The 19,892-nt window shown below is 72.1% G+C and carries 17 protein-coding genes; 10 read left to right on the forward strand and 7 right to left on the reverse strand.

The annotated features are described in order from the left end of the window. Window positions 1-796 precede the first annotated feature (796 nt). On the reverse strand, window positions 797-2,173 hold the full coding sequence (locus tag ABEA93_RS10725) for a peptidoglycan-binding protein (protein ID WP_345675160.1): 1,377 nt from the start codon (window positions 2,171-2,173) through the stop codon (window positions 797-799). A gap of 279 nt (window positions 2,174-2,452) precedes the next feature. On the opposite strand from ABEA93_RS10725, the gene ABEA93_RS10730 reads away from it, so the two are divergent. Then, window positions 2,453-3,637: a phytanoyl-CoA dioxygenase family protein gene (locus ABEA93_RS10730; RefSeq protein WP_345675161.1), complete on the forward strand. Its 1,185-nt coding sequence runs from the start codon at window positions 2,453-2,455 to the stop codon at window positions 3,635-3,637. Between the two features lie 99 nt (window positions 3,638-3,736). Here ABEA93_RS10730 and ABEA93_RS10735 read toward each other — a convergent pair whose 3' ends face one another. The 5 genes from ABEA93_RS10735 to ABEA93_RS10755 all read right to left on the reverse strand — a co-directional run bounded on the left by ABEA93_RS10735 (window position 3,737) and on the right by ABEA93_RS10755 (window position 8,038). Next, window positions 3,737-4,651: an NAD-dependent epimerase/dehydratase family protein gene (locus tag ABEA93_RS10735; protein ID WP_345675162.1), complete on the reverse strand. Its 915-nt coding sequence runs from the start codon at window positions 4,649-4,651 to the stop codon at window positions 3,737-3,739. A 233-nt stretch (window positions 4,652-4,884) separates the two neighbouring features. After that, window positions 4,885-5,259: an STAS domain-containing protein gene (locus ABEA93_RS10740; protein WP_345675163.1), complete on the reverse strand. Its 375-nt coding sequence runs from the start codon at window positions 5,257-5,259 to the stop codon at window positions 4,885-4,887. A 346-nt stretch (window positions 5,260-5,605) separates the two neighbouring features. Further along, complete coding sequence (locus tag ABEA93_RS10745) at window positions 5,606-6,295, reverse strand: peptidyl-tRNA hydrolase (RefSeq protein WP_345675164.1); 690 nt, start codon at window positions 6,293-6,295, stop codon at window positions 5,606-5,608. Between the two features lie 77 nt (window positions 6,296-6,372). Beyond that, window positions 6,373-7,224, reverse strand: a complete 852-nt coding sequence (locus ABEA93_RS10750; RefSeq protein ID WP_345675165.1) for an alpha/beta hydrolase — start codon at window positions 7,222-7,224, stop codon at window positions 6,373-6,375. A gap of 163 nt (window positions 7,225-7,387) precedes the next feature. Then, on the reverse strand, window positions 7,388-8,038 hold the full coding sequence (locus ABEA93_RS10755; RefSeq protein ID WP_345675166.1) for a TetR/AcrR family transcriptional regulator: 651 nt from the start codon (window positions 8,036-8,038) through the stop codon (window positions 7,388-7,390). A gap of 143 nt (window positions 8,039-8,181) precedes the next feature. Here ABEA93_RS10755 and ABEA93_RS10760 point away from each other — a divergent pair, with 143 nt between their 5' ends. The 9 genes from ABEA93_RS10760 (at window position 8,182) to ABEA93_RS10800 (ending at window position 17,396) form a co-directional block, all read left to right on the forward strand. Beyond that, window positions 8,182-9,867, forward strand: coding sequence for an N-acyl-D-amino-acid deacylase family protein (locus tag ABEA93_RS10760; protein ID WP_345675167.1), 1,686 nt, complete (start codon window positions 8,182-8,184; stop codon window positions 9,865-9,867). Window positions 9,868-10,326: 459 nt separating this feature from the next. After that, the gene (locus ABEA93_RS10765) at window positions 10,327-10,995 is read left to right on the forward strand and encodes a phosphatidylserine decarboxylase (RefSeq protein ID WP_345675168.1); all 669 of its coding nucleotides are present in this window, start codon (window positions 10,327-10,329) and stop codon (window positions 10,993-10,995) included. Continuing rightward, entirely contained in the window at window positions 10,982-11,824 is an 843-nt protein-coding gene (gene pssA / locus ABEA93_RS10770) for a CDP-diacylglycerol--serine O-phosphatidyltransferase (RefSeq protein ID WP_345675169.1), read from the forward strand. Before ABEA93_RS10765 ends, pssA begins: the two co-directional genes overlap by 14 nt. A gap of 164 nt (window positions 11,825-11,988) precedes the next feature. Beyond that, the gene (locus tag ABEA93_RS10775; RefSeq protein ID WP_345675170.1) at window positions 11,989-12,687 is read left to right on the forward strand and encodes a rhomboid-like protein; all 699 of its coding nucleotides are present in this window, start codon (window positions 11,989-11,991) and stop codon (window positions 12,685-12,687) included. 6 nt (window positions 12,688-12,693) lie between these two features. Then, window positions 12,694-13,413, forward strand: coding sequence for a rhomboid-like protein (locus ABEA93_RS10780; protein ID WP_345675171.1), 720 nt, complete (start codon window positions 12,694-12,696; stop codon window positions 13,411-13,413). A 124-nt stretch (window positions 13,414-13,537) separates the two neighbouring features. Further along, window positions 13,538-14,746, forward strand: a complete 1,209-nt coding sequence (locus tag ABEA93_RS10785; protein ID WP_345675172.1) for a sensor histidine kinase — start codon at window positions 13,538-13,540, stop codon at window positions 14,744-14,746. Then, a complete protein-coding gene (locus ABEA93_RS10790; RefSeq protein ID WP_425584894.1) occupies window positions 14,743-15,465 on the forward strand; it encodes a response regulator transcription factor in 723 nt (240 codons plus the stop codon). The genes ABEA93_RS10785 and ABEA93_RS10790 overlap by 4 nt, the downstream gene beginning before the upstream one ends. Window positions 15,466-15,657: 192 nt before the next feature. Further along, on the forward strand, window positions 15,658-16,563 hold the full coding sequence (locus ABEA93_RS10795; RefSeq protein WP_345675173.1) for an ABC transporter ATP-binding protein: 906 nt from the start codon (window positions 15,658-15,660) through the stop codon (window positions 16,561-16,563). Continuing rightward, window positions 16,560-17,396: an ABC transporter permease gene (locus ABEA93_RS10800; protein ID WP_345675174.1), complete on the forward strand. Its 837-nt coding sequence runs from the start codon at window positions 16,560-16,562 to the stop codon at window positions 17,394-17,396. The genes ABEA93_RS10795 and ABEA93_RS10800 overlap by 4 nt, the downstream gene beginning before the upstream one ends. Here ABEA93_RS10800 and recD2 read toward each other — a convergent pair. Further along, window positions 17,389-19,662 (reverse strand): SF1B family DNA helicase RecD2, encoded by a 2,274-nt coding sequence (gene recD2 / locus ABEA93_RS10805; protein ID WP_345675175.1) that lies wholly within the window; start codon window positions 19,660-19,662, stop codon window positions 17,389-17,391. The genes ABEA93_RS10800 and recD2 overlap by 8 nt on opposite strands. Between the last annotated feature and the right edge of the window lie 230 nt (window positions 19,663-19,892).

Below are 19,892 nucleotides of genomic sequence, written 5' to 3' on the forward strand. Positions count from 1 at the left end.
GAACGCACCGCCGGTTCCGCCACGCCGCCCTGCGACGACGCGGAAGCTCGGCCCGGGGCCTCTGCCCGGGTGTCCGAAGCGGAGTCGCGACCGAGGGCGGACGCCGCGGCGGCAGGGGTGACGCGTGAGATATCCGGCGCGGGGGAGCCGGCCCGGTCCCACCCGTACCCGGCGCGACCGGGACGGGTCCCGGCCACGCCCGTGGCGATGACGGCGTCCCGGGCTGCGGCGGCGTTCTTCGCGGCGGCCGTGACGCGGGCGGGGGGCGCGTCGGTGGCGGGCGTGGTCGCGCGCGCGTCGACCGGCGCTGCCTGGGCGGTGAAGTGGCTTTCGGGGCCTCGGCGGTCGGGGCTTCGTGGCGGGATGCCGTCGGCGCGGGCGGGCACGCCGTGGTCCGTCGAGGGCGCGGCGGCGGTCGTGTCCTGGCGACGCGTGTGGCCGGCCATGGGTTCGAGCGCGGCGCCTACCGCGCGGGCGGCGTCGGCTGTGCGGGTGAGCGGCGTCCGGGGGGTCGGCCCGGTCGTCGCGCACGGGTCCGGGGCGGCTTGGCGTCCGCCGTCCGTGGTGGCGTTTCCGGCGAGTTGTCGGGTGCCGTCGGGTCCGTGGCCCGTCCCTGCCGGGCGCCCCGTCGAGTCTTCGCGTGTCACCAGTGCTCCTCACGCGTCGTACGTCGACGCCTTGCTGTGGCGGTGGACGTTCCGCCAAGTGGTCCGTTCGTGGTGTGGCAGGTCCCGGCGGGCCGCCGGAAGCCGCCCACCCGTGCGGGTAGGCGGCCGTTGTCGAGGTTCCGGAGTGGTCAGCGCATCAGCAAATCCCACGTGTCCGGCCCGGGTATCCCGTCCGCGTCGGAGCCGGTCCAGCCCTGGGCGCGCTGGAAGGCCGCGGTGGCGTTGCGGTCCGCCGAGCCCCAGGACGGGCCGGGGCCGACGCTGTAGTAGCTGCCGTAGCCCTTGGCGACGAGTGCCGTGCCGAGCTGCGTGATGTACGCGTTCGACTTCCCCGGTCCGAAGTACTGCACACCGGGGAATGGCGGCGTGGCCGGCGTGCTCCCGCCTCCGTCGCCGCCCGTCGACCCGCCGGAACTGCCGGACATGAGCAGGCTCCAGGTGTCCGGCCCCGGAATGCCGTCCGCCTCGGAGCCGGTCCAGCCCTGGTCGCGCTGGAACGCCGCGGTCGCGTTCCGGTCCGCGGACCCCCATTCCGGGCCGGGGCCTTCGGAGTAGTACATGCCGTAGCCCTTGGCCACGAGGGCTTGGCCCAGCTGGGTGACGTACGCGTTCGACTTGCCCGGGCCGAAGTACTCGACGCCGGGGAACGCCGAGCTGCCCGGGCTCGTCGTGCCGCCCCCGCCGCCGTCGGTGACGTTCTTGTAGCGGTAGGGCTTGTAGCTCGACGAGTTGCTGAAGTACGCGTACGGGATCGTCCGGTGCTTGGTGCCGGGCGGGGTCTGCTCGTAGCCGACGTAGCTGGTGTGCGACGAGTCGGCCCACTTCTCGAAAATGGTCACGTGCGAGCCGCTCACCGGGTTGGCCGCGTTGTGGAAGAGCAGGATGTCGCCGGGCTGCAGGTCCGAACGGCTGATGGGCACGGCGTAGTCGGCGAGGTTGCCGGTCCAGGCGTTCTCGCTGAGCCCCCAGACCATCGACACGTAGCCGGAGCAGTCGGTGCGGTAGCCGTTGCGGTACGCCGACTGGCTGTACGGCACGACCGCGTCGGCCCAGGACTGGGCGCGGTCGAGTATCTGCTGCCGGGTGATCGTGTCGAGGCCGATGCGCTTCGGGGTGGCGATCGAAGGGGCGACGCTCTTGCCGGCCGTACCGACGGCCGTGCCGAAGCGCAGCGGCCCGGGCCTGCCCTGCGGCGAGCCGTTGCCGTCCCAGCCCGCGAGTCCGGCGTCGGGCGGGAGTTGCTCCTGCGCGTCGGATCCGTCGGCGAGGGGTTGGCGCGGGGAGTTCTCGTCGAGGGTCTTGTCGTGGTCGAGCACGTGCGCGGCGGCGGGGGCCACCCCGGCGGCGACGAATCCGGCGGTGACGAAGGTCGCGGCGGTACGCCGCGCGCGCCGCACGGGACTTCCCCCGGTGCGGAGGGCGAGCGCCTCCAGCCTGCGGGCGCTCACGCAGGGGAGGCACGTGCAGGAGGGATCGGCGACGTCGTCGAATTCGGGGGCGTCCATGAGCACCTTCCTCGCCGTCACAACGCAGAGTGGCCAAGACGATTGAACACCATTAATCACACAAGTCACGCCCATTCGGGCCAATTCGATCGAAATCGACCATATGAGACCAAACCCTGGGTCACTCGAAGGGCCGCGGGACGGGCCTCCTCACTTGGGAACTCCCCCGCTCCGGCGCGGAGGTCATCCGTCGCGGACTTCGCGGCGCCGGGACTCTGGTGACCCCGCTTCCAGCCGGGCATACTGCGGCCGTTGTCACCTGCGGGGAGGGGCGCCGTCATGCACGCGGTCGATCCGATCGACGCCGAGACGTACCACCGGGACATCGTGCCGAGCCTGTTGGCCGGGGAACGCGGGCTGATGGCCGCGACCGGCCTGGGCGGGCTGCGACCGCTGACGCTGCGGGTGGGCGACTCGCGCTGGACCTACCGGGGCGTCGACGGGCGGCTGCGAGTCGAGCCCGGCCGCCGCGCGAGCGCGTGCGAGTGCACCTTGTCGGTGACCGCGTGGACGGACTTCGTCAGCCAACTGCGCACCGCCGCCGCGCTGGCGATCGCGGGCGAAGTCGAGGTGCACGACGGCACCGTCCTCGACCTGTTCGCGTGGGAGCCGGTGCTGCGCGCGCTCTACCAGGGCATTCCGATTTTCCTGCCGACCGGCGCCGCGCTGAGCGACGCCCAGGGGCGGCGCGTGGATCTCGACCGCGCCTGGACGCTCGACGACAGCGACGCCGACTTGGCCGCGTTCTTCGCGGCGACCGGCGTCATGCGGGTACGCGGGGTGTTCTCCCCCGACGAGGTCGCGGCGCTCAACGCCGAGGTCGACCGGCTCGCCGACGCCGCCCGGCCCGGCGACGACCGGTCGTGGTGGGCGGCCACCGAGGACGGCGAGGACGTCCTGTGCCGCCTCGTCTACGCGAGCGAGCATTCCTCGGCGATCGCCGCACTCGCGCACGATCCGCGGCTGCTGCGCCTGTCGAGCCTTCTGCACGACGACCTGGCGCCGTCGACGGACCGCATGGAAGGCATCGTCGCGCTGCTGAAGCCCGCAGGGCGGCTCAAGGGACTGGCGAACATTCCGTGGCACACGGACTGCGGCCTCGGCGGCCACCCGATCATGTGCCCCTCGGTCGCCGTCGGCATCCAACTCACCGGCTCGACACCGGAGACCGGCTGCCTGGAGGCGGTCGCGGGCACCCACGGCAAGACCTGCCTGCCGCCGGGCCAGGGCGACTTGGCGGATCTGCCGTACATGCCGATCCCGACCGAGCCGGGCGACGTGACCGTGCACATCGCCGACGTGCTGCACGCCTCGCCGGCGCCGACCGGGGAGGGCGGGCGGCGGACGATGTACGTGACGTACCACCCGCCGGCCCTGTTCGAGAACGTCGGCCCGGGGCAGGCGTCGAACGACCTGATCCGCAGCCGCAGCGCGGACCAGCTGGAGGAGGGGTTGGGGCGCTGACGGCGCCTGTGCGGCCGATACCGCCGACGCCGCGGACCCCGGTGACACCGCGCACGGCCGACGGCAAGGCAAGTGCCGTCGGCCGCACGGTGGTCCGGGTCAGCCCTTGAGCAGTTCCGGGTGGAACTTCTCGACCATGCGGCGCATGCCGTCCTTCCAGTGCACGTTGGTGGTGCCGATCACCTCGTGCATGCGGGTGAGGTCGAGGGCGACGCTGCTGATGGTCGCGTCGGTGGCGTCGAATTCGGGCTCGAGGCCGGTGAGTTCGCCGAGGTAGGTGCACCATTCCTCGACGGAGACGGCTTCGGTGCCGCCCCAGTTGACGACGGTCGGCGGAGTCCCGGCGGCAGCGAACAGCTTGGGCAGCGACGCGACGATGTCTTCTTCGTGGATCGGGTGGTAGATGCTCGGCGCATCGCTGTGCACCTGCACCGGCGCGCCCGCGATCATCATCTCCAGGTGGATGGCGGGCCAGCCGCCGTTGTCGCCGTAGGGGACGCTGAGCCGGGCGATGGTCGTCGGCAGGTTGTACTTCGCGGCGCCCCAGCGGGCGGCGCCTTCGGCGGCGATCTTGCAGATGCTGTACGTCTCGAGGAACGACCAGACGCGGTGGTTGTCGCCCAGCGCGTCGGACTCCTTGAACTTCCGGTGCCCGTTCGGCTGGTAGACGGCCGTCGACGAGCAGTGCAGGAAGGCGCGGGCCGAGCGGTGGTGGTCCATCAGCCACAGCACGCCGCCGGCGTTGGCGTCCAGGTCGGCGTCCCAGTCGCCGCTCTTCGCGACCGCGAAGTTGATGACGTAGTCGGCGTCCGCGGGAAGGTCCGCTACCTCGCCGGCGCCCAGGTCGATCTTGACGCAGGTCACACCGGCGGCTTCGAGGCGCTCCCGGGCTTCTTCGTCACCGAAGCGGGCCGCGCCGTACACGTCGTTGTCGCGCGCGAGGAGCTTGGCCACCGGCTCCGCAACCTGTCCGGTCACCCCCGTGACGACGATCTTCGAGCCTTCGAGTGCCATGCCGAGCCCTCCTGCGTTGCGGGTATTGGCGGCAAGTTAGCGCAGGCCCTTGACAGGAGCAATCATTTCGCGGGGAGCGGGCACCGTGGTGCGGCGCTGGACAGGGGGCAGAGAGGTGCGCGCGGCCGCAGGTCAGGCACGGGGGCGGGGGCCGGGGTCCCGGGCATGCGGTGCAGGAGCGGGTCGTTCAGCGTGCGGTTCGGTTTTGCGGTTTCGCGGTCCGGATTGGCGGTTCAGCCCGCGGCGACCGCGCCGGTGGCGTCTTCGTCGGCCAAGGCCTCGTCCAGCGTGGGGTGGACGTCGAAGAGGCGGCGCAATCCCAGTGCGGTGAAGACCCGGTTGACGTGGTGGTCGGTGCTTTCCGGCATGACGAGGCGCAGTTCGCCCGAGCAGGACCGCAGCAGGCGCCGAGCACCCACCAGCGCGCCGATGCCGGTCGAGTCGAGGAACACGACCCGGGTCAGTTCCAGGATCAGCTGGTGCCGCCCCTGGGCCACCGCGCGTCTGACGTGTTCCCCCAGTTCCGGGACGACGGCGAAGTCGACCTCCCCGGCGACGAAAAGCACGGTCCAGCCTTCGTGGTCCTCGGTGGTCACCTGGAGATTCACGATGGGCAGCTCCCTGATCACGGACGGATCCGCGCGGCGACCCATGCGACCCTGGCCGCGCGGCGCGGGAGCCGGGCGGTCGACCCGGCCGGTCACCACCGTAGTGCCCGCCGTCGGCCGACCCCAGGAGGGCACGGTCACGCGGGGGTCTCGGTTCCTGTCCGAATTCGTCACCGGTGGTGGTGGATAGTAGGTCAAAAGCCGCTATCCGATGGTGTTCTGACGATGTGTCATGGGATGGGGGATACGGAGGGTGAGGGGCTGTTGACACCGGCATGCCCTGTCCGTCGGCCGGATTTCGCCGACCACTCGCCCGACTTGTCGGCGAAACCGGACGCAGACGCTGTCAGGCGTAGCCGCCGCGGAGTTCCGGGACGTCGGCGACGACCGTGCAGGAACCGGGCGCGATTTCGGTGAAACCCGCGTCGCGGACGAGCGGCAGATCGCCGCGGGTGAGGGCCGGCCAGTCCGCAGCCGACGCGGTGCGGACGGCGAGCGGGAAGCCGTCGGCGGCCCACCGCACGCGGGCCTCGTCGCCGAGGCGCAGCCAGGCGAGTTGCGCGCCGTGTCCGACCTGGGCCATGGCCTTGCCGGCGGTCATGTCGAGTTCGGGGTTGAGCCACAGCACCGGAACTCCCGGACCGGGCGCGGGCGGCGGCTCCGGGTCGGTCAGATCCGTACCGGAAACCTGCAGCCGCGCCAGGTCCTTCGGCCACCCGTCCAGCGGCACGGGCGGAAACACCCGGACTTCGGCGCCGTCGTGCTCCCACGTGAGCCCGTCGAGCGCGGACGCCCGCCGCCATTCGGCACCGCGCGCCCGCCGGACGACCTTGCGGATCCGGCCGTCCGTCCACGCGGTAATACGCTCCGCCCACTCCCCGTCACCGACCGACCGCTCGTCGGCGAGGAACGCCGGCACGGCCTGCGCAGCCGCTTCGAGGGCTGCGGTGCGGCTGGGCGGGGCATCCCGCTCCAAGCGGACGACGAGCGGGAGGACGTACTGGGGGGCGGCGTCGCGGTTGGGGGTGGTGGTCACGGGTTGATCATGCCCTAGCGGGGGCGGGGGCGCGGGGCGGCGCGAGGGGGTGGGGCCGCCACTGAGCCGTCAGGCCGTCAGGCCGTCAGGAACCGCACCATCGACTCCACCGCCCGCGCACTCTCCGGCAGGTCCGGGAACACCGTCGGCCACACGTGCTGCATTCCGCTCACGAACGACGCCTCGACCGTGCCGCCCGCCGCGGCGACCCGGCCGGCGAATGCCGTCGCGTCGTCCAGCAGGACTTCCGCACCACCCGCGAACAGCAGGACCGGCGGCAGCCCGGCCGGGTCGGCGAACAGCGGCGAGACCAGCGGGTCGCGCGGATCGTGCCCCTGGAGGTACAGCTCCGAACCGGCCCGCGCGGATTCCATGCCGAACATCCGGTCGGACTCGCCGTTGCGGACGTACGCCTCCGCGCCGAACGTCTGGTCCAGCCACGGCGACAGCAGCACCAGCCCGGTCGGCGCCGGCCGGCCCGCGTCGCGGATCGCCAGCGCGAGCGCGACCGCCAAGCCGCCGCCCGCGGAGTCGCCGCCGACGGCGAGCGGGCCGTACGCCGCGCAGGCCGCGTCGTAGGCCGCCGCGGCGTCGCGCAGCGCGCCCGGGAACGGCGCCTCGGGGGCGAGGCGGTAGTCGACGAGGACGATCCGCGCCTGCGCGGCGAGCGCGAGGCGCGAGGCGAACCCGGTCCAGCCGGCCGCCTCGCCGAGGCGGTAGCCGCCGCCGTGCAGATAGAAGAGTGTGCGGCCCGGCGCGGGAGGTTCGACCACGAGCGCGGGCGTGCCGCCGAGGGTCTCCGGGCGCACCGTCGCCCCGGGCTCGACCTGCTGGGGTATCCCGGCGACGGCTTTGCGGCGCGCGGCGAGGTCGTCCGGCGCGGGTCGCCCCGCGCGCTCCTCGGGCAGATTCCACCCGTCCAGGCTCATCGCATGCCTCCTTCGCCCCGACCCGCGCCCGCTTCCGGGACGCGGGTGCCGTGATCAACGATGCCGTGGCCGCATCGTGGCATGAACGGGCGAAGGATCCGAGGGGTTCGGGCGACGGCCTGTGGACAACGGCCCGGCTGGGGAAAAGGCGGCGACACCCACCTCACTCCCTCCCCCGAACCCCCTCCACCACGACCCCCGCCAAACCCTCCACGAACGCCTCCGACATATCCCCCCGCACCACCGTCCGGTTGAACACCGCTCCCATCAGCGCGTCGAAGACCACGTCCGCATCCGCGTCCGCCCGTACCTCGCCGCGTGCCACCGCCGCCGCGACCAGGGACCGGAAGTGCTCCCGTACGCGGGTCTCCAGGCCGTCGATCACGGTCGCGCGCAAGTCCGGCCGGTCGTGCAGGTCGCCGAACAACCCGGGCAGCGCCGCGCGCGCCTCGGGCCGCGAGTACGACGCGACGGTGGTCGCCACCATCCGGCGCACGTCCGCTGCGAAGTCCCCGGTGTCCGGGATCAGCGGCGCGTGCCCCGGGGTCGGGAACACCGCCTCGTGCACGAGCTGGGCCTTCGACGACCAGCGCCGGTAGATCGTCGGCCGGGTCACCCCCGCCCGCCGGGCGACCGTCTCGAAGCTGAGCTTGGCGTAGCCCTCCTCCGCGAGCAGCGCGCGTACCGCACCGAGGATCGCCCCGTCGATCTGCGGGTCGCGCGGCCGGCCGCCCATCGGGCGGCGGCGGACGGGCTCCTCGGCGGGGCTGCTCGCGGGGTCCCGGGCGGGCGGGGCGGAAGGTCGGTTCGGCACGGCCGGGATTCTTCCAGCCGCCCCGAAGCCTTGACTAGTTCACCTAGTTAAATTACAACTTGCATCGTAACCGGATGTGAGGCCGCCCCCTCGGAGCTGCCTCACCCGCCCGAGCATCGCGGCAAGGAAGCGAGGAGACGGCCATGGCCGATCTGCTGGTACGTGGAGGAACGGTCGTCGACGGCACGGGCGCGCCCGCCTACCGCGCCGACGTACGCGTCACCGGAGGCCTCATCACCGAGGTCGGCCCCGACCTCGCGTCGCGCGGCGAGCCGGAGATCGACGCGTCCGGAGCGTACGTCGCGCCCGGCTTCATCGAGGCCCACACCCACGTCGACGGCGCGATGTGGTGGAACCCCGACCTGGACCCGCTGCCCGCCTACGGCACCACCACCGTCGTCTTCGGCAACTGCGGCATGTCCGTCGCCCCGCTGAAGGAGAGCGCCCGCGGCCCCGTCCTGGACCTGTTCACCTTCCTCGAGGACCTCCCCCTCGACGCGTTCCACAACAACGTGCCGTGGACCTGGGAGCGCTGGCCCGAGTACCGCAAAGCCTGCGAAGGCCAGCAGACCACCGTCAACGTCGCGGGCTTCGTCGGACACCTCACGCTGCGCACGACCGTCATGGGTGCCGAAGCCGCCTGGGCACGCGCCGCCACGCCGGACGAGATCGCCGCGATGGCCGAGCTGCTCGACGAGTCGCTCGGCCACGGCGCGATCGGCCTGTCGACCAACGTCTTCGACAAGGACCGCTACCTCAAGCTGGTCCCCACCCGGCTCGCCGAGGACGCCGAGTTCGAGGCCCTGATCGACGTGCTGGCCAAGCACCCCGGCGCCACCCTGCAGATGATCACGCGGTTCAACGAGCCGGAGAACATCGACGGCGACGTCGAGCGGTTCGCGCGCATCTGCGGCCCGCGCGGCGTGCGCGGGCAGTGGACCGCCATCCCCTCCACCGTGCGCGAGGACTACCTGCGCGAGCAGACCATCGCGCTGCACCGCCGGCTGCGCGAGCAGGGCATCGACTTCTGGCCCAACGTCCCGCACAAGCCCCTCGAGCCGTTCTTCAACTTCGAGCGCGCCCTGACCTTCCAGCGGGTCGCCGCCTGGAACGAGTGGATCAACGGCCCCGCCGAGACGAAGCTCGCCGTCCTCGCCGACCCGGAGTGGCGCGCGCAGGCCCGCGAGGACTACGACAACCGCATCAGCTCGTCGACGTCCCGCCTGGACCGCCCCGAGTCGCTCGTCTTCGCGATCTCCGAGACCGGCGCGGGCCCGCTGGACATCTCGTGGCGCGCCTACGCCGAGCAGGAAGGCAAGCACCTCTCCGACGCGCTCGCCGACTGGATCATCGCCAACGGCATCAAGTCCTGCATGAAGGGCATCCCGGACGAGTTCGACGAGCCGGTCGTCGCGGACCTGTTCAAGGAGCCGCACACGCTCACCAACATCAACGACTCCGGCGCGCACCTCCAGCTCTTCTGCGGCTCGGGCGAGAACGTCTACCTGCTCACCCACTACGTGCGCGACGCGGGCCTGCTGAGCGTCGAGGAGGCCGTACACAACCTGACCGGCAAGCTCGCCGGCTACTTCGGCCTGCGGGACCGCGGCGTCATCGCCGAAGGCAAGGCCGCCGACCTCGCGGTGTTCGCCCTCGACGAGATCGAGGTGCGGCCCGAGATCAAGCTGTACGACAACCCCGACGGGTCGTGGCGCTTCAGCCGCGGCAACTCCGGCGTCCGCGCGACCGTCGTCCGCGGCGTGCCGACCGTCCTCGGCGCGGAACCCACCGGGGAGCGGCCCGGCACGATGATCGGCCGCAGCGCCTGACCCGCACACCGGAGTCCGGAGCAGCACCGAGAGGGGAAGCGGGGACGGTCGAAACACCCCGCGCGCGGCAGGCGGCATACCGCGCCCCCGCATGACCACGGCCAAACGCCGGGTCGGGCACCTTGCCCGGCCCGGCGTTTGTCACGCTCGTGTAACAGAACGCGAAACAGATGGCATGAACGGCTCGAAACGCCTGGCTGCAGCGTCTTTCCGAGGGAGGGGATTTGGCACGGGGCGTATCCGGAGGGCAACCTGGAAGGCACGAGCAGGCACGATCGGGCATCCCTCCGGCCGTGTGCCCGGCCAGGAAAGATCCCGGAACCATCCGATTTTGGTGATTTCTCCGTGCTCCCGCGGTCAAAGAGTGGCCGAGGTGGGGAGCGCAACGACCCTCAGTCTAGGTAGCATCCGCCGAATGCCGCCCGCCAATCACGGGCACGCCCCCGACAAAGGTTCTCGATGAGTGACGATTCCCCCGCGCCGACTTCCGCAGCCGTCCCGCCGCGCCGCCCGGCCGTGCGCCTCGCCAAGGGGGCTTCCCCCTGGCTGGTGCCGACCGCGCTGACGGCCGCGGTGACCGGCTGTGCGGCGCTCCGCTCCCGGCGCTGGGCCTTCGCGGCCGTGCCGACGCTGGCGTTGACCGGCGGCATGCTGTGGTTCTTCCGCGACCCGGAGCGCACTCCGGGCACGGACGGCATCATCGCCTCCGCGGACGGCGTCGTGCAGAGCATCGACCCCTGGCCGGACGGCCGGATCCGGGTCGCCACCTTCATGAGCCCGCTGAACGTGCATGTGAACCGGGCTCCGCTGGCGGGTGTCGTCAAGTCCGTCGAGCACAAGCCGGGCGGCTACATCCCGGCGTTCAACAAGGAGAGCGAGAACAACGAGCGCGTGGTGTGGGTGTTCGACACCCCGCGCGGCGAGATCGAGCTCGTCCAGATCGCCGGGACCGTGGCGCGGCGCATCGTGCCGTACCTGGAGCCCGGAGCCGAGGTGGCGGTCGGCGAGCGGATCGGCCTGATCCGGTTCGGATCGCGCGTCGACGTGTACCTCCCGCCCGGCGTCGAGCCGGCGGTCACCGTGGGACAGCGGACGCAAGCCGGGGAGACACGCCTTGACCGGGATTGATTTCGACCAGATCGCCGAGTTCGGCGACGACCGGCCGATCCCCAAGATCGACTGCGTCGACGAGGAGACCCCTCTCTCGTCGCGCATCTCGGCCGCCGACGTCCTGACGCTCGGCAACGCCGCGTGCGGTTTCCTCGCGGTGTACTTCCTCGCGGTCGCGACGGTCGCGCAGCACATGGACGGCTATGGCGTCCCCGCCGACCGGCGCAGCGCCGGCGCGGCCGTGGTGCTGATGCTGATCGGCGCGCTGTTCGACCTGTGCGACGGCCTGGTGGCGCGCAAGCTGCGCCGCTCGGCGCTGGGCGCGGAGCTGGACAACCTCGCGGACGTGATCACGTTCGGTGTGGCGCCCGCGTTCTTCGTGGTGACGTGGGCGGCGGTGCCGCTCGGCCCGGGCAAGACGCCGGCCGTGCTGGTGGCGCTCGCGGTGCTGATCGCGGGTGTGCTGCGGCTCGCCCGGTTCGCGTCGACGCCGGGACGCCCCGGGGTTTTCCAGGGCATGCCGATCCCGATGGGCGCGCTGACGGTGGTGTCGATCGTCCTGCTGGACCTGCCGTTCGCGGTGGCCGCGGCGGGCATCCTGACCACCGCATGGCTGATGGTGAGCCGGATCGAGTACCCGAAGCCGCAGGGCAAGCTGGCGCTTCTGACCATGCTGTTCATCGCGGCGAGCGTGAGCTGCCTGACGCTGTGGGCGACCGACTCCCCCGGCGGCGACTCGATGCTGATGATGGGCGCGAGCCTGCAGATCTGCCTCGCGATGAGCATTCCGGTCGCGGCGATGACGCGGCGCGGTGCGCGCTTCATCGGCGTCCGGATGATCCGCTGACCGCGCTCGCGGTACGGCGGTAGGACACGTACGGGCGACGGCCCCGGCTTCGGCCGGGGCCGTCGGCGTTTCCGGGAGTTCCGAGAGTTCCGGAAGTACCGGGAGTTCCGGACGGTGCACGGTGGGGCACGACCCACCCGAAGGCGTCGAGGAAGGGCGGAGGGATGGGGCGTACGGTCCGCGCGGCGGGGCGGGGGCTCCGCGGCGTGCACGACTGGGCGGCTTCGGCGCCCGGCACGTACATCTGGCTGCTGGTGCTGTATGTGACGACGTACGTGTACCTGCATCTCGATCCGGACCGCAGAACGTCGTTCCTCAAGCAGCGCAGCACGAACATCAAGCACCTGAACCAGAACCCGGTGGAAGTGCTGACGGCGAGCGCCGTGTGGGCGGACGGCCCGCACCTCGTCAAGTTCACCGTGATGTTCACGCTGATCTTCGCGGTCGCGGAACGGTGGATGGGCACGTGGCGCTGGTTGTCGGTGGCGGTGCTCGGGCACGTCGGGGCGACCTACCTCAGCCAGTCGCTGGTGCTGCTGGGTATCAAGTTCGGGACGCTGCCGGTGCGGCTGCGCAACGCGGTGGACGTCGGGCCGAGCTATGCGCTGATGGCGATCGCGGGGGTGCTGTTCTACCGGTTCGGCGGGCCGCTGCGGTGGTGCTACCTGGCGCTGCTCGGCGCGTATGTCGGGGTGCCGGTCTACGTCGACCGCGACTTCACCTCGGCCGGGCACGTGACATCCGTGCTGATCGGTCTCGCCTGCTACGAGTTGGTGAAGGACCTGCCGCGCTGGAACGCGCCGACTCTGCGGCTGTCTGGGAGGCTTTCAGGGAGGATTTTGTACAAGTCTCCCGAAAGGTGACGTGCCGTGCGGCTGACGGACACCAAGCGGACGGTGGTCCGCGTCGCCCACTTCGTCCGCGACTGGATCAAGTCGGCGCCGGGAACGTACATCTGGTACCTGATCCTCTTCATCACCACCTTCATCTACAACTCGCTGCCGGAGGACGCGCGCGAGGTCTTCCTGAAGCAGCGCAGCACCAACATCGACCACCTCAGCTCCGACCCGGTGCACGTGCTGGTCGGCAGCGCGCTGTGGACCAGCGGCGGCGGACTGGTGTACTACGCGATCATGTTCACCGTCTTCCACGCGGTCGCGGAACAGTGGCTGGGCACCTGGCGGTGGCTGTCGGTCGTGGTCATCGGGCACGTCGGCGCGACGTACCTGAGCCAGGGGCTCGTACTGCTGGGGATCCACGCGGGCGCGCTGCCCGGCAGCCTGCGCGACGTGGTGGACGTGGGCGTGAGCTACGGGCTGAAAGCGGTCATGGGCGTGCTCGTCTGGTACGTCGCGCGGCCGTGGCGCTGGCTCTACCTGGCCGGGATCATGCTGTCGGTGAGCATCCCGTTCGCCGACGGGACGACCTTCACCGACATCGGGCACCTCACGTCGGTCCTCCTCGGCCTGGCCTGCTACCCGCTGGCCCGCGGAAAGGGGACCTGGGACCCGGCGGTCACCGCGCGGACGCTGTGGGCGCGGCGGCCTCGGCCGCACAAGGCTGCGGTGCGGCGGCCAGCCGGGGCGTGATCGGGTCGGCTCCCGCGCCGACTGTCGGATCCGGACCGTCGGATCCGGACCGTCGACCAAGGTCGATGCGGCTGTAGACCTGCGGCTGTTCTGCGCCGCCGGACCGCGTGGCTAGTCTCGTCGGGTGCCCGACCTGCGACGTTTGCTCCCGGCTCCGCGGACCGCCCGCCTATGGGCGGTCGACGCGGCCGTCACCTTGTGCGCCCTCGTGCTCGGCACCCTGCTGCTGCTCGCGAGCCTCGTCGACGACCCGGGCCTCCGCGACACCCTCGGCCTCCACATCGGTGTCGGGCTGGGCGCGGCCGTGCTGTTGCTGCTGTACCGGCGCCGGTTCCCGACCGGGCTGGCCGTGCTGTTCATCCCGGTCGGGCTGATCGCGCCCGCGGCCGCGGGGGCGACGCTGGCCGCGCTGTGCAGCACCGCGGCGGCGCGGCGGCCGCGGATCGCCGTGACCGTGACCGGTGCCCACGCGCTGCTGGTGCTGCTGCTGTTCTGGCCGGCGGCGGCGTCCTGGCACGACTACGCGCAGGGTGCGGGTACCTTCCTGTTCCTGGACGCGGTGGCGCTCACCTCCGGCATGCTGCTGCGGTCGCAGCGCCGCCTGGTCGGCTCGTTGCAGGAGCGCGCCCGGCAGGCCGACGAAGAGCAGCGCCTGCGCGTCGAGGAAGCCCGGCACCTGGAACGCGAGCGCATAGCCCGCGAAATGCACGACGTGCTCGCGCACCGCATCTCGCTGCTCGCGGTGCACGCGGGCGCCCTGGAGTACGCCGCGGGCACGCAGACCGCGCAGTCCCGCGCGGCCGGGATCATCCGGGAATGCGCGCACGAGGCGCTGGAGGACCTGCGCGACGTCATCCGCATGCTGCGTACGGACGGGCCGGACGGCGGCCCGGCCGGGGGCGCCGACGACGCGGATCGGCCGCAGCCGACACTGGCCGATCTGCCCGGGCTGGTCGAGGAAACGCGGCGCACCGGGATCGCGGTCGCGTACGACGGAGGGCGCGCGGATGCGGAGGCGGTGCCGCCGCGGGTGGGGCGGCACGCGTACCGGATCGTGCAGGAAGGTCTGACGAACGCACGGAAGCACGCGCCGGGCAAGCCGGTGCGCATCCTGGTCGACGTGGTGTCACCCGGAACGCTGACCGTCGAAATCGCGAATTCGCTGCACCACCCGCCGAGGGTCGACCGGCCGGTGGTGCCACCGGCCTTGCCCGGTGCGGGAGTCGGGCTGATCGGGCTGCGCGAACGCGTCGCGCTGGTCGGCGGGCGACTCGAACACGGGCACGAACAGGGAGAATTCCGGCTCCGGGCATGGCTACCGTGGAGCCCGTGACCTCCCACGAACCGTCCGCGACGGACCACGTCCCCGCCGAGCAGGCATCCTCCGACGACAGCGCGCCGGTGCGCGTCCTGATCGTGGACGACGATGCGCTCGTGCGCATGGGGCTGTCCATGATGTTGTCCGTGGATCCCGGCATCGCGGTGGTCGGCGAGGCCGCGGACGGCACCGGCGTCGCCGCAGCGGTACGCGAACTGCGGCCGGACGTCGTCCTGATGGACATCCGCATGCCCGGCATGGATGGCCTCACCGCCACCGCCCGGCTGCGGGCGCTGCCGGATGCGCCGCAGGTGGTCGTGATGACGACGTTCGACACCGACGACCACGTGCTGCGGGCGCTGCGCGCGGGCGCGGGCGGTTTCCTCCTCAAGCACACGCCGCCCGCCGAGATCGTGCGGGCGATCCGGCAGGTCGCGGGCGGCGAACCCATGCTGTCGCCGTCGGTGCTGCGCCGCATGATGGACTTCGTCGCGGAGACCGGCGCCGACCCGCGCCGCGACCGCGCACAGGCGCTGCTGGGACGCCTCACGCCCGGCGAACGCGACGTCGCGGAACTGGTCGGCAAGGGCCTCGGCAACGCGGAGATCGGGCGGGCGCTGTCGCTGAGCATCGCGACGGTGAAGGCGTACGTGTCGCGGGTGTTCACGAAACTGGATCTCAACAACCGGGTGCAGATCGCGATCCTGGTGCACGACGCCGAGCCGCCGCGGTAGGTCGTTTCCCGTGCGGGGGCGCCGACCCTTTCCGCGGGCTGCGGCTGTGGGGGCCTCTCCAAGGTCTGTGGCGTCTGGCCGTCGGTCTGACCGGGCGCCGACTTGCGGCGGGTGGATTCCCACCCGAAGTCGACGCAGGTCTCGACCTGTGGCCGCTGCCGCGGCCCGGGGCCGGCGAGCAAGCTCGAAGGCATGATCCAGGTCGAGAAACTCAGCAAGCGGTACGGCGACCACCACGCCGTCCGGGACGTGTCGTTCACGTGCGCGCCGGGGACCGTCACGGGGTTCCTCGGGCCCAACGGCGCGGGCAAGTCGACGATCATGCGGATGATCTGCGGGCTGACCGCGCCGACGGCGGGGCGGGCCTCGGTGCTCGGCGTGCCGTATCGCACGATCCCCAATCCGGGGCGGCATGTGGGCGTGCTGCTCGACGCGGCGGCACGCCATCCGGGGCGCAGCGGCCGCGAGACGCTGCTGCTCGCCGCGCGCGCCCAGGGCGTGCCGGATGCCCGGGTCGACGCGGTGCTGGACGAGGTGGGGCTGGCGTCGGCGGCGAAGCGCCGGGTGGGCGGGTATTCGTTCGGCATGCGGCAGCGGCTGGGCATAGCCCAGGCGCTGCTGGGCGATCCGGCGGTGCTGATTCTGGACGAGCCGTCGAGCGGGCTGGATCCGGAGGGGATCCACCAGATGCGCGGGCTGCTGCGCGGGTTCGCGGATCGCGGCGGGACGGTGCTGCTGTCGTCCCACCTGCTGTTCGAGGTCGAGTCGGTCGCGGACCGGTTCGTGATGATCGCCCGCGGCCGGCTGGTCGCGCAGGGCGCGAAGGACGAGCTGACGCAAGGGCGTTCGGGTGCGGTGGTGCGTGCCGCGGACGATCCGGCTGCGCTGCGGTCCGCCTTGGCTGCGGACGGTCTGGCGGTCCGCGAGGCGCGGGCGGACCGGGCGTTCGTCGTGGACGCCGAGCCGGCCCTGGTCGGCCGTGCCGCGGCGCGCGCCGGGGTGGCGCTCGCGGAGCTGCACGGCACCGCGGGGGTCGGGCTGGAGGAGTTGTTCCTGTCGTTGACCGGTTCGCCGGAGGCCGGGGAGGGCGCACGATGAATGTCCGTACGACAGCACGGGGTCAGGTCCCCGAGGGCGGGCTCGACCCGGTCGCGAGCACCCCGGGGAGGCTCCTCGACGCCGCTCCCCCGGTGCCGCAACGCACCCTTACCGCGCTGGAGTTGCGCAAGACCGTCGATACCCGGTCGGGACGTTGGGTGTTCGCGGTGATCCTCGCGGCGACGATCGGCATGGTGTGCCTGGTCGTGTTCGCGGCGGACCGCGACGAGCGTGACGCGGCGGGCCTGTTCTCGGCGTCGCAGACCGGTGTCGCCGTGCTGCTGCCGGTGGTGGCCGCGGTGGCGATGTGCGCGGAGTGGACGCAGCGGACGGCGCTGACGACGTTCGCGCTGGTGCCTGACCGGGGCCGCACGGTCGTCGCGAAGTGGCTGGCGATGCTGGTGCTGACGGCCGTGGGCGTGGGCGTCGGCCTCGTCGCGGCGTGGGGCGGCCATGCGCTGGGCCGGGCGACCGGGCATGTCGGCGCGGACGTCGTCTGGCTGCCGTCGGGCCGGCTGGTGGCGACGAGCCTCCTCGACACCGGCTTGTCGGTGACGATGGGCCTGGCGCTCGGCATGCTGCTGGCGAACGCGACGCTGTCGATCCTGACGCTGTTCGGCATACCCGCGGTGCTGGGCATCCTGAGCGGCACGATCGGCGCGTTGGAGCGGCCGTTCGGCTGGCTGAACCCGGGTCAGGCGTTCGGGCCGCTCGGCGACCCGGCGGCGATATCGGCGACGGAGTGGGCGCGGGTCGGCACGGCCGCGGCGCTGTGGGTGCTGGTGCCGTTCGCGGCCGGCTGGTGGCGGACCGTCCGGCGCGACGTCAGTTGACCCGGCCGAGGCGGTGGTCGAGACCGGTCCAGCGTTTCCCGGCGGACACCGTACGCACGGCTTGGCCGAGGGCGCGGCGCGAGCCGACCAGGACGACGAGTTTCTTGGCGCGGGTGACGGCCGTGTAGAGCAGGTTGCGTTGCAGCATCATCCACGCGCTCGTGGTCAGCGGGACGACCACCGCGGGGTACTCGCTGCCTTGCGAGCGGTGGATCGTGACGGCGTAGGCGTGCGCGAGTTCGTCGAGTTCGGCGAAGTCGTAGGCGATGTTCTCGTCTTCCTCGGTGCGGACGGTCAGCGTCTGGTCGACCGGGTCGAGGCCGGTGACGACACCGCCTGTCCCGTTGAACACTCCGGAGGAGCCCTTGTCGTAGTTGTTGCGGATCTGGGTGACCTTGTCACCGACGCGGAACGTGCGCCCGCCGAAGCGCTTCTCGGCGAGACCGGGGCGGCCGGGCGTGAGCGTCTGCTGGAGGAGCAGGTTGAGGGCGCCGGCCCCGGCCGGACCCCGGTGCATCGGGGCGAGCACCTGCACGTCGCGGCGCGGGTCGAGGCCGAATCGGCGCGGTATGCGTTCGGCGACCACGTCCACGGTCAGTTTCGCGGCGTCCTCGGCTTCTTCCACGGGGAACAGGAAGAAGTCGGCGAGGCCGTCGGTGACCGGCGGGCGGCCCGCGTTGATCCGGTGCGCGTTGGTCACCACGCCGGACTTCTGGGCCTGGCGGAACACCCGGGTCAGCCGCACCCGCGGCACCGGCTGCGCGGCGAGCAGATCGCGCAGCACTTCGCCCGCGCCGACGCTGGGCAGCTGGTCGACGTCGCCGACGAACAGCAGGTGGGCGCCGGGCGGGACGGCTTTGACGAGTTTGTTCGCGAGAAGGAGGTCGAGCATGGACGCTTCGTCGACGACCACGAGGTCGGCGTCGAGCGGCCGGTCCTGGTCGTAGGCCGCGTCGCCGCCGGGTTTGAGCTCCAGCAGCCGGTGCACGGTCGCGGCTTCGCCGCCGGTCAGCTCGGCCAGGCGTTTCGCGGCCCGTCCGGTGGGGGCCGCGAGCACGACCTTCGCCTTCCGGGCCACGGCCAGTTCGACGACCGAGCGCACCGTGAAGCTCTTCCCGCAGCCCGGGCCGCCGGTCAGCACGGCGACCTTCTCGGTGAGGGCCAGGCGGACGGCGGCTTCCTGCTCGGGGGCCAGTTCGGTGCCGGTGCGGCTGTGCAGCCAGGCCAGCGCCCGGCCCCAGTCGACGCTCCGGAACGCGCCCAGCCGGTCGTCGGGCGCGTTCAGCAGCGCCCGGATCCGGCCCGCCAGCGAGATCTCCGCACGGTGGAACGGCACGAGGTACACCGCCCGCACCGGGTCGCCCTGCGAGCCCGACGGGGTGACCGGCCCGGGCATCTCCTCCCGGACCACGCCCTCCTCCTCGGCGAGTTCGTCGAGGCAGCGGGCCACCAGGCCGGGCGGCACGTCGAGTATCGCCACGGCGTCGGTGACGAGCTGGTCCTGCGGCAGGTAGCAGTTGCCGTTGTCGGCGGCCTCCGAGAGCGTGAACTGCAGACCGGCTTTGACGCGTTGCGGCGAGTCGTGCGGTATGCCGACGGCTCGGGCGATCGCGTCCGCCGTCTTGAACCCGATGCCCCACACGTCGGCGGCGAGCCGGTAGGGCTCGTTGCGCACGATGTCGATCGACCGCTCGGCGTACTGCTTCCAGATCCGCACCGCCGGCGAGGTGGAGATGCCGATGCCCTGCAGGAAGACCATGACTTCCTTGATGGCCTTCTGCTCTTCCCACGCCGCGGCGATCAAGTCGCGGCGCTTGGGCCCGAGTCCGGGCACCTCGATGAGCCGGGCGACGTCCTGCTCGATGACGTCCAGCGCGTCCGCGCCGAAGTGCTCCACGATCCGGTCGGCGATCCGCGGCCCGATGCCCTTGATGAGCCCGGAGCCGAGGTAGCGCCGAATGCCCTGCACGGTTGCGGGCAGCACGGTCTCGTAGGAATCCACGAGGAACTGCCGTCCGTACTGCGGATGGCTGCCCCAGCGGCCCCACAGCCGCAGCGACTCCCCCGGCTGCGCCCCGAGCAGCGGCCCGACGACGGTCAGCAGGTCACCGCCGCCGCGCCCGGTGTCGACGCGCGCGACCGTCCACCCGTTGTCGTCGTTCTGATAGGTGACGCGCTCCAACACGGCATCGAGCCGAGCCCCCACCCGTTCGGCGGGGGCCCCGGCGATGCCGCCCGCGGCACCCGGAAACGCACCGGTACTCATAGCGCCCGAGGCTATCCACTGCCGCGGACAGGGGTGGGCAGCCGTCGGCCACCCTGTGGACAAACCAACGGCCGTGCACCACATGCCACTGCTTCCGTGCTCAGCGCACGGTCAGCGTGTACTCGACGTTGAGATCAACCCGCCCCCACGCTCGACCGGCCGCCGGCCGGACGCCACGAAGTCCGTCGGCAGTCCGCCCTGGTAAGCAAGTCCCCCCCCTCCCGCACGCC

This window comes from Yinghuangia aomiensis (genome assembly GCF_039542225.1).
GTDB classification, from domain to species: domain Bacteria; phylum Actinomycetota; class Actinomycetes; order Streptomycetales; family Streptomycetaceae; genus Yinghuangia; species Yinghuangia aomiensis.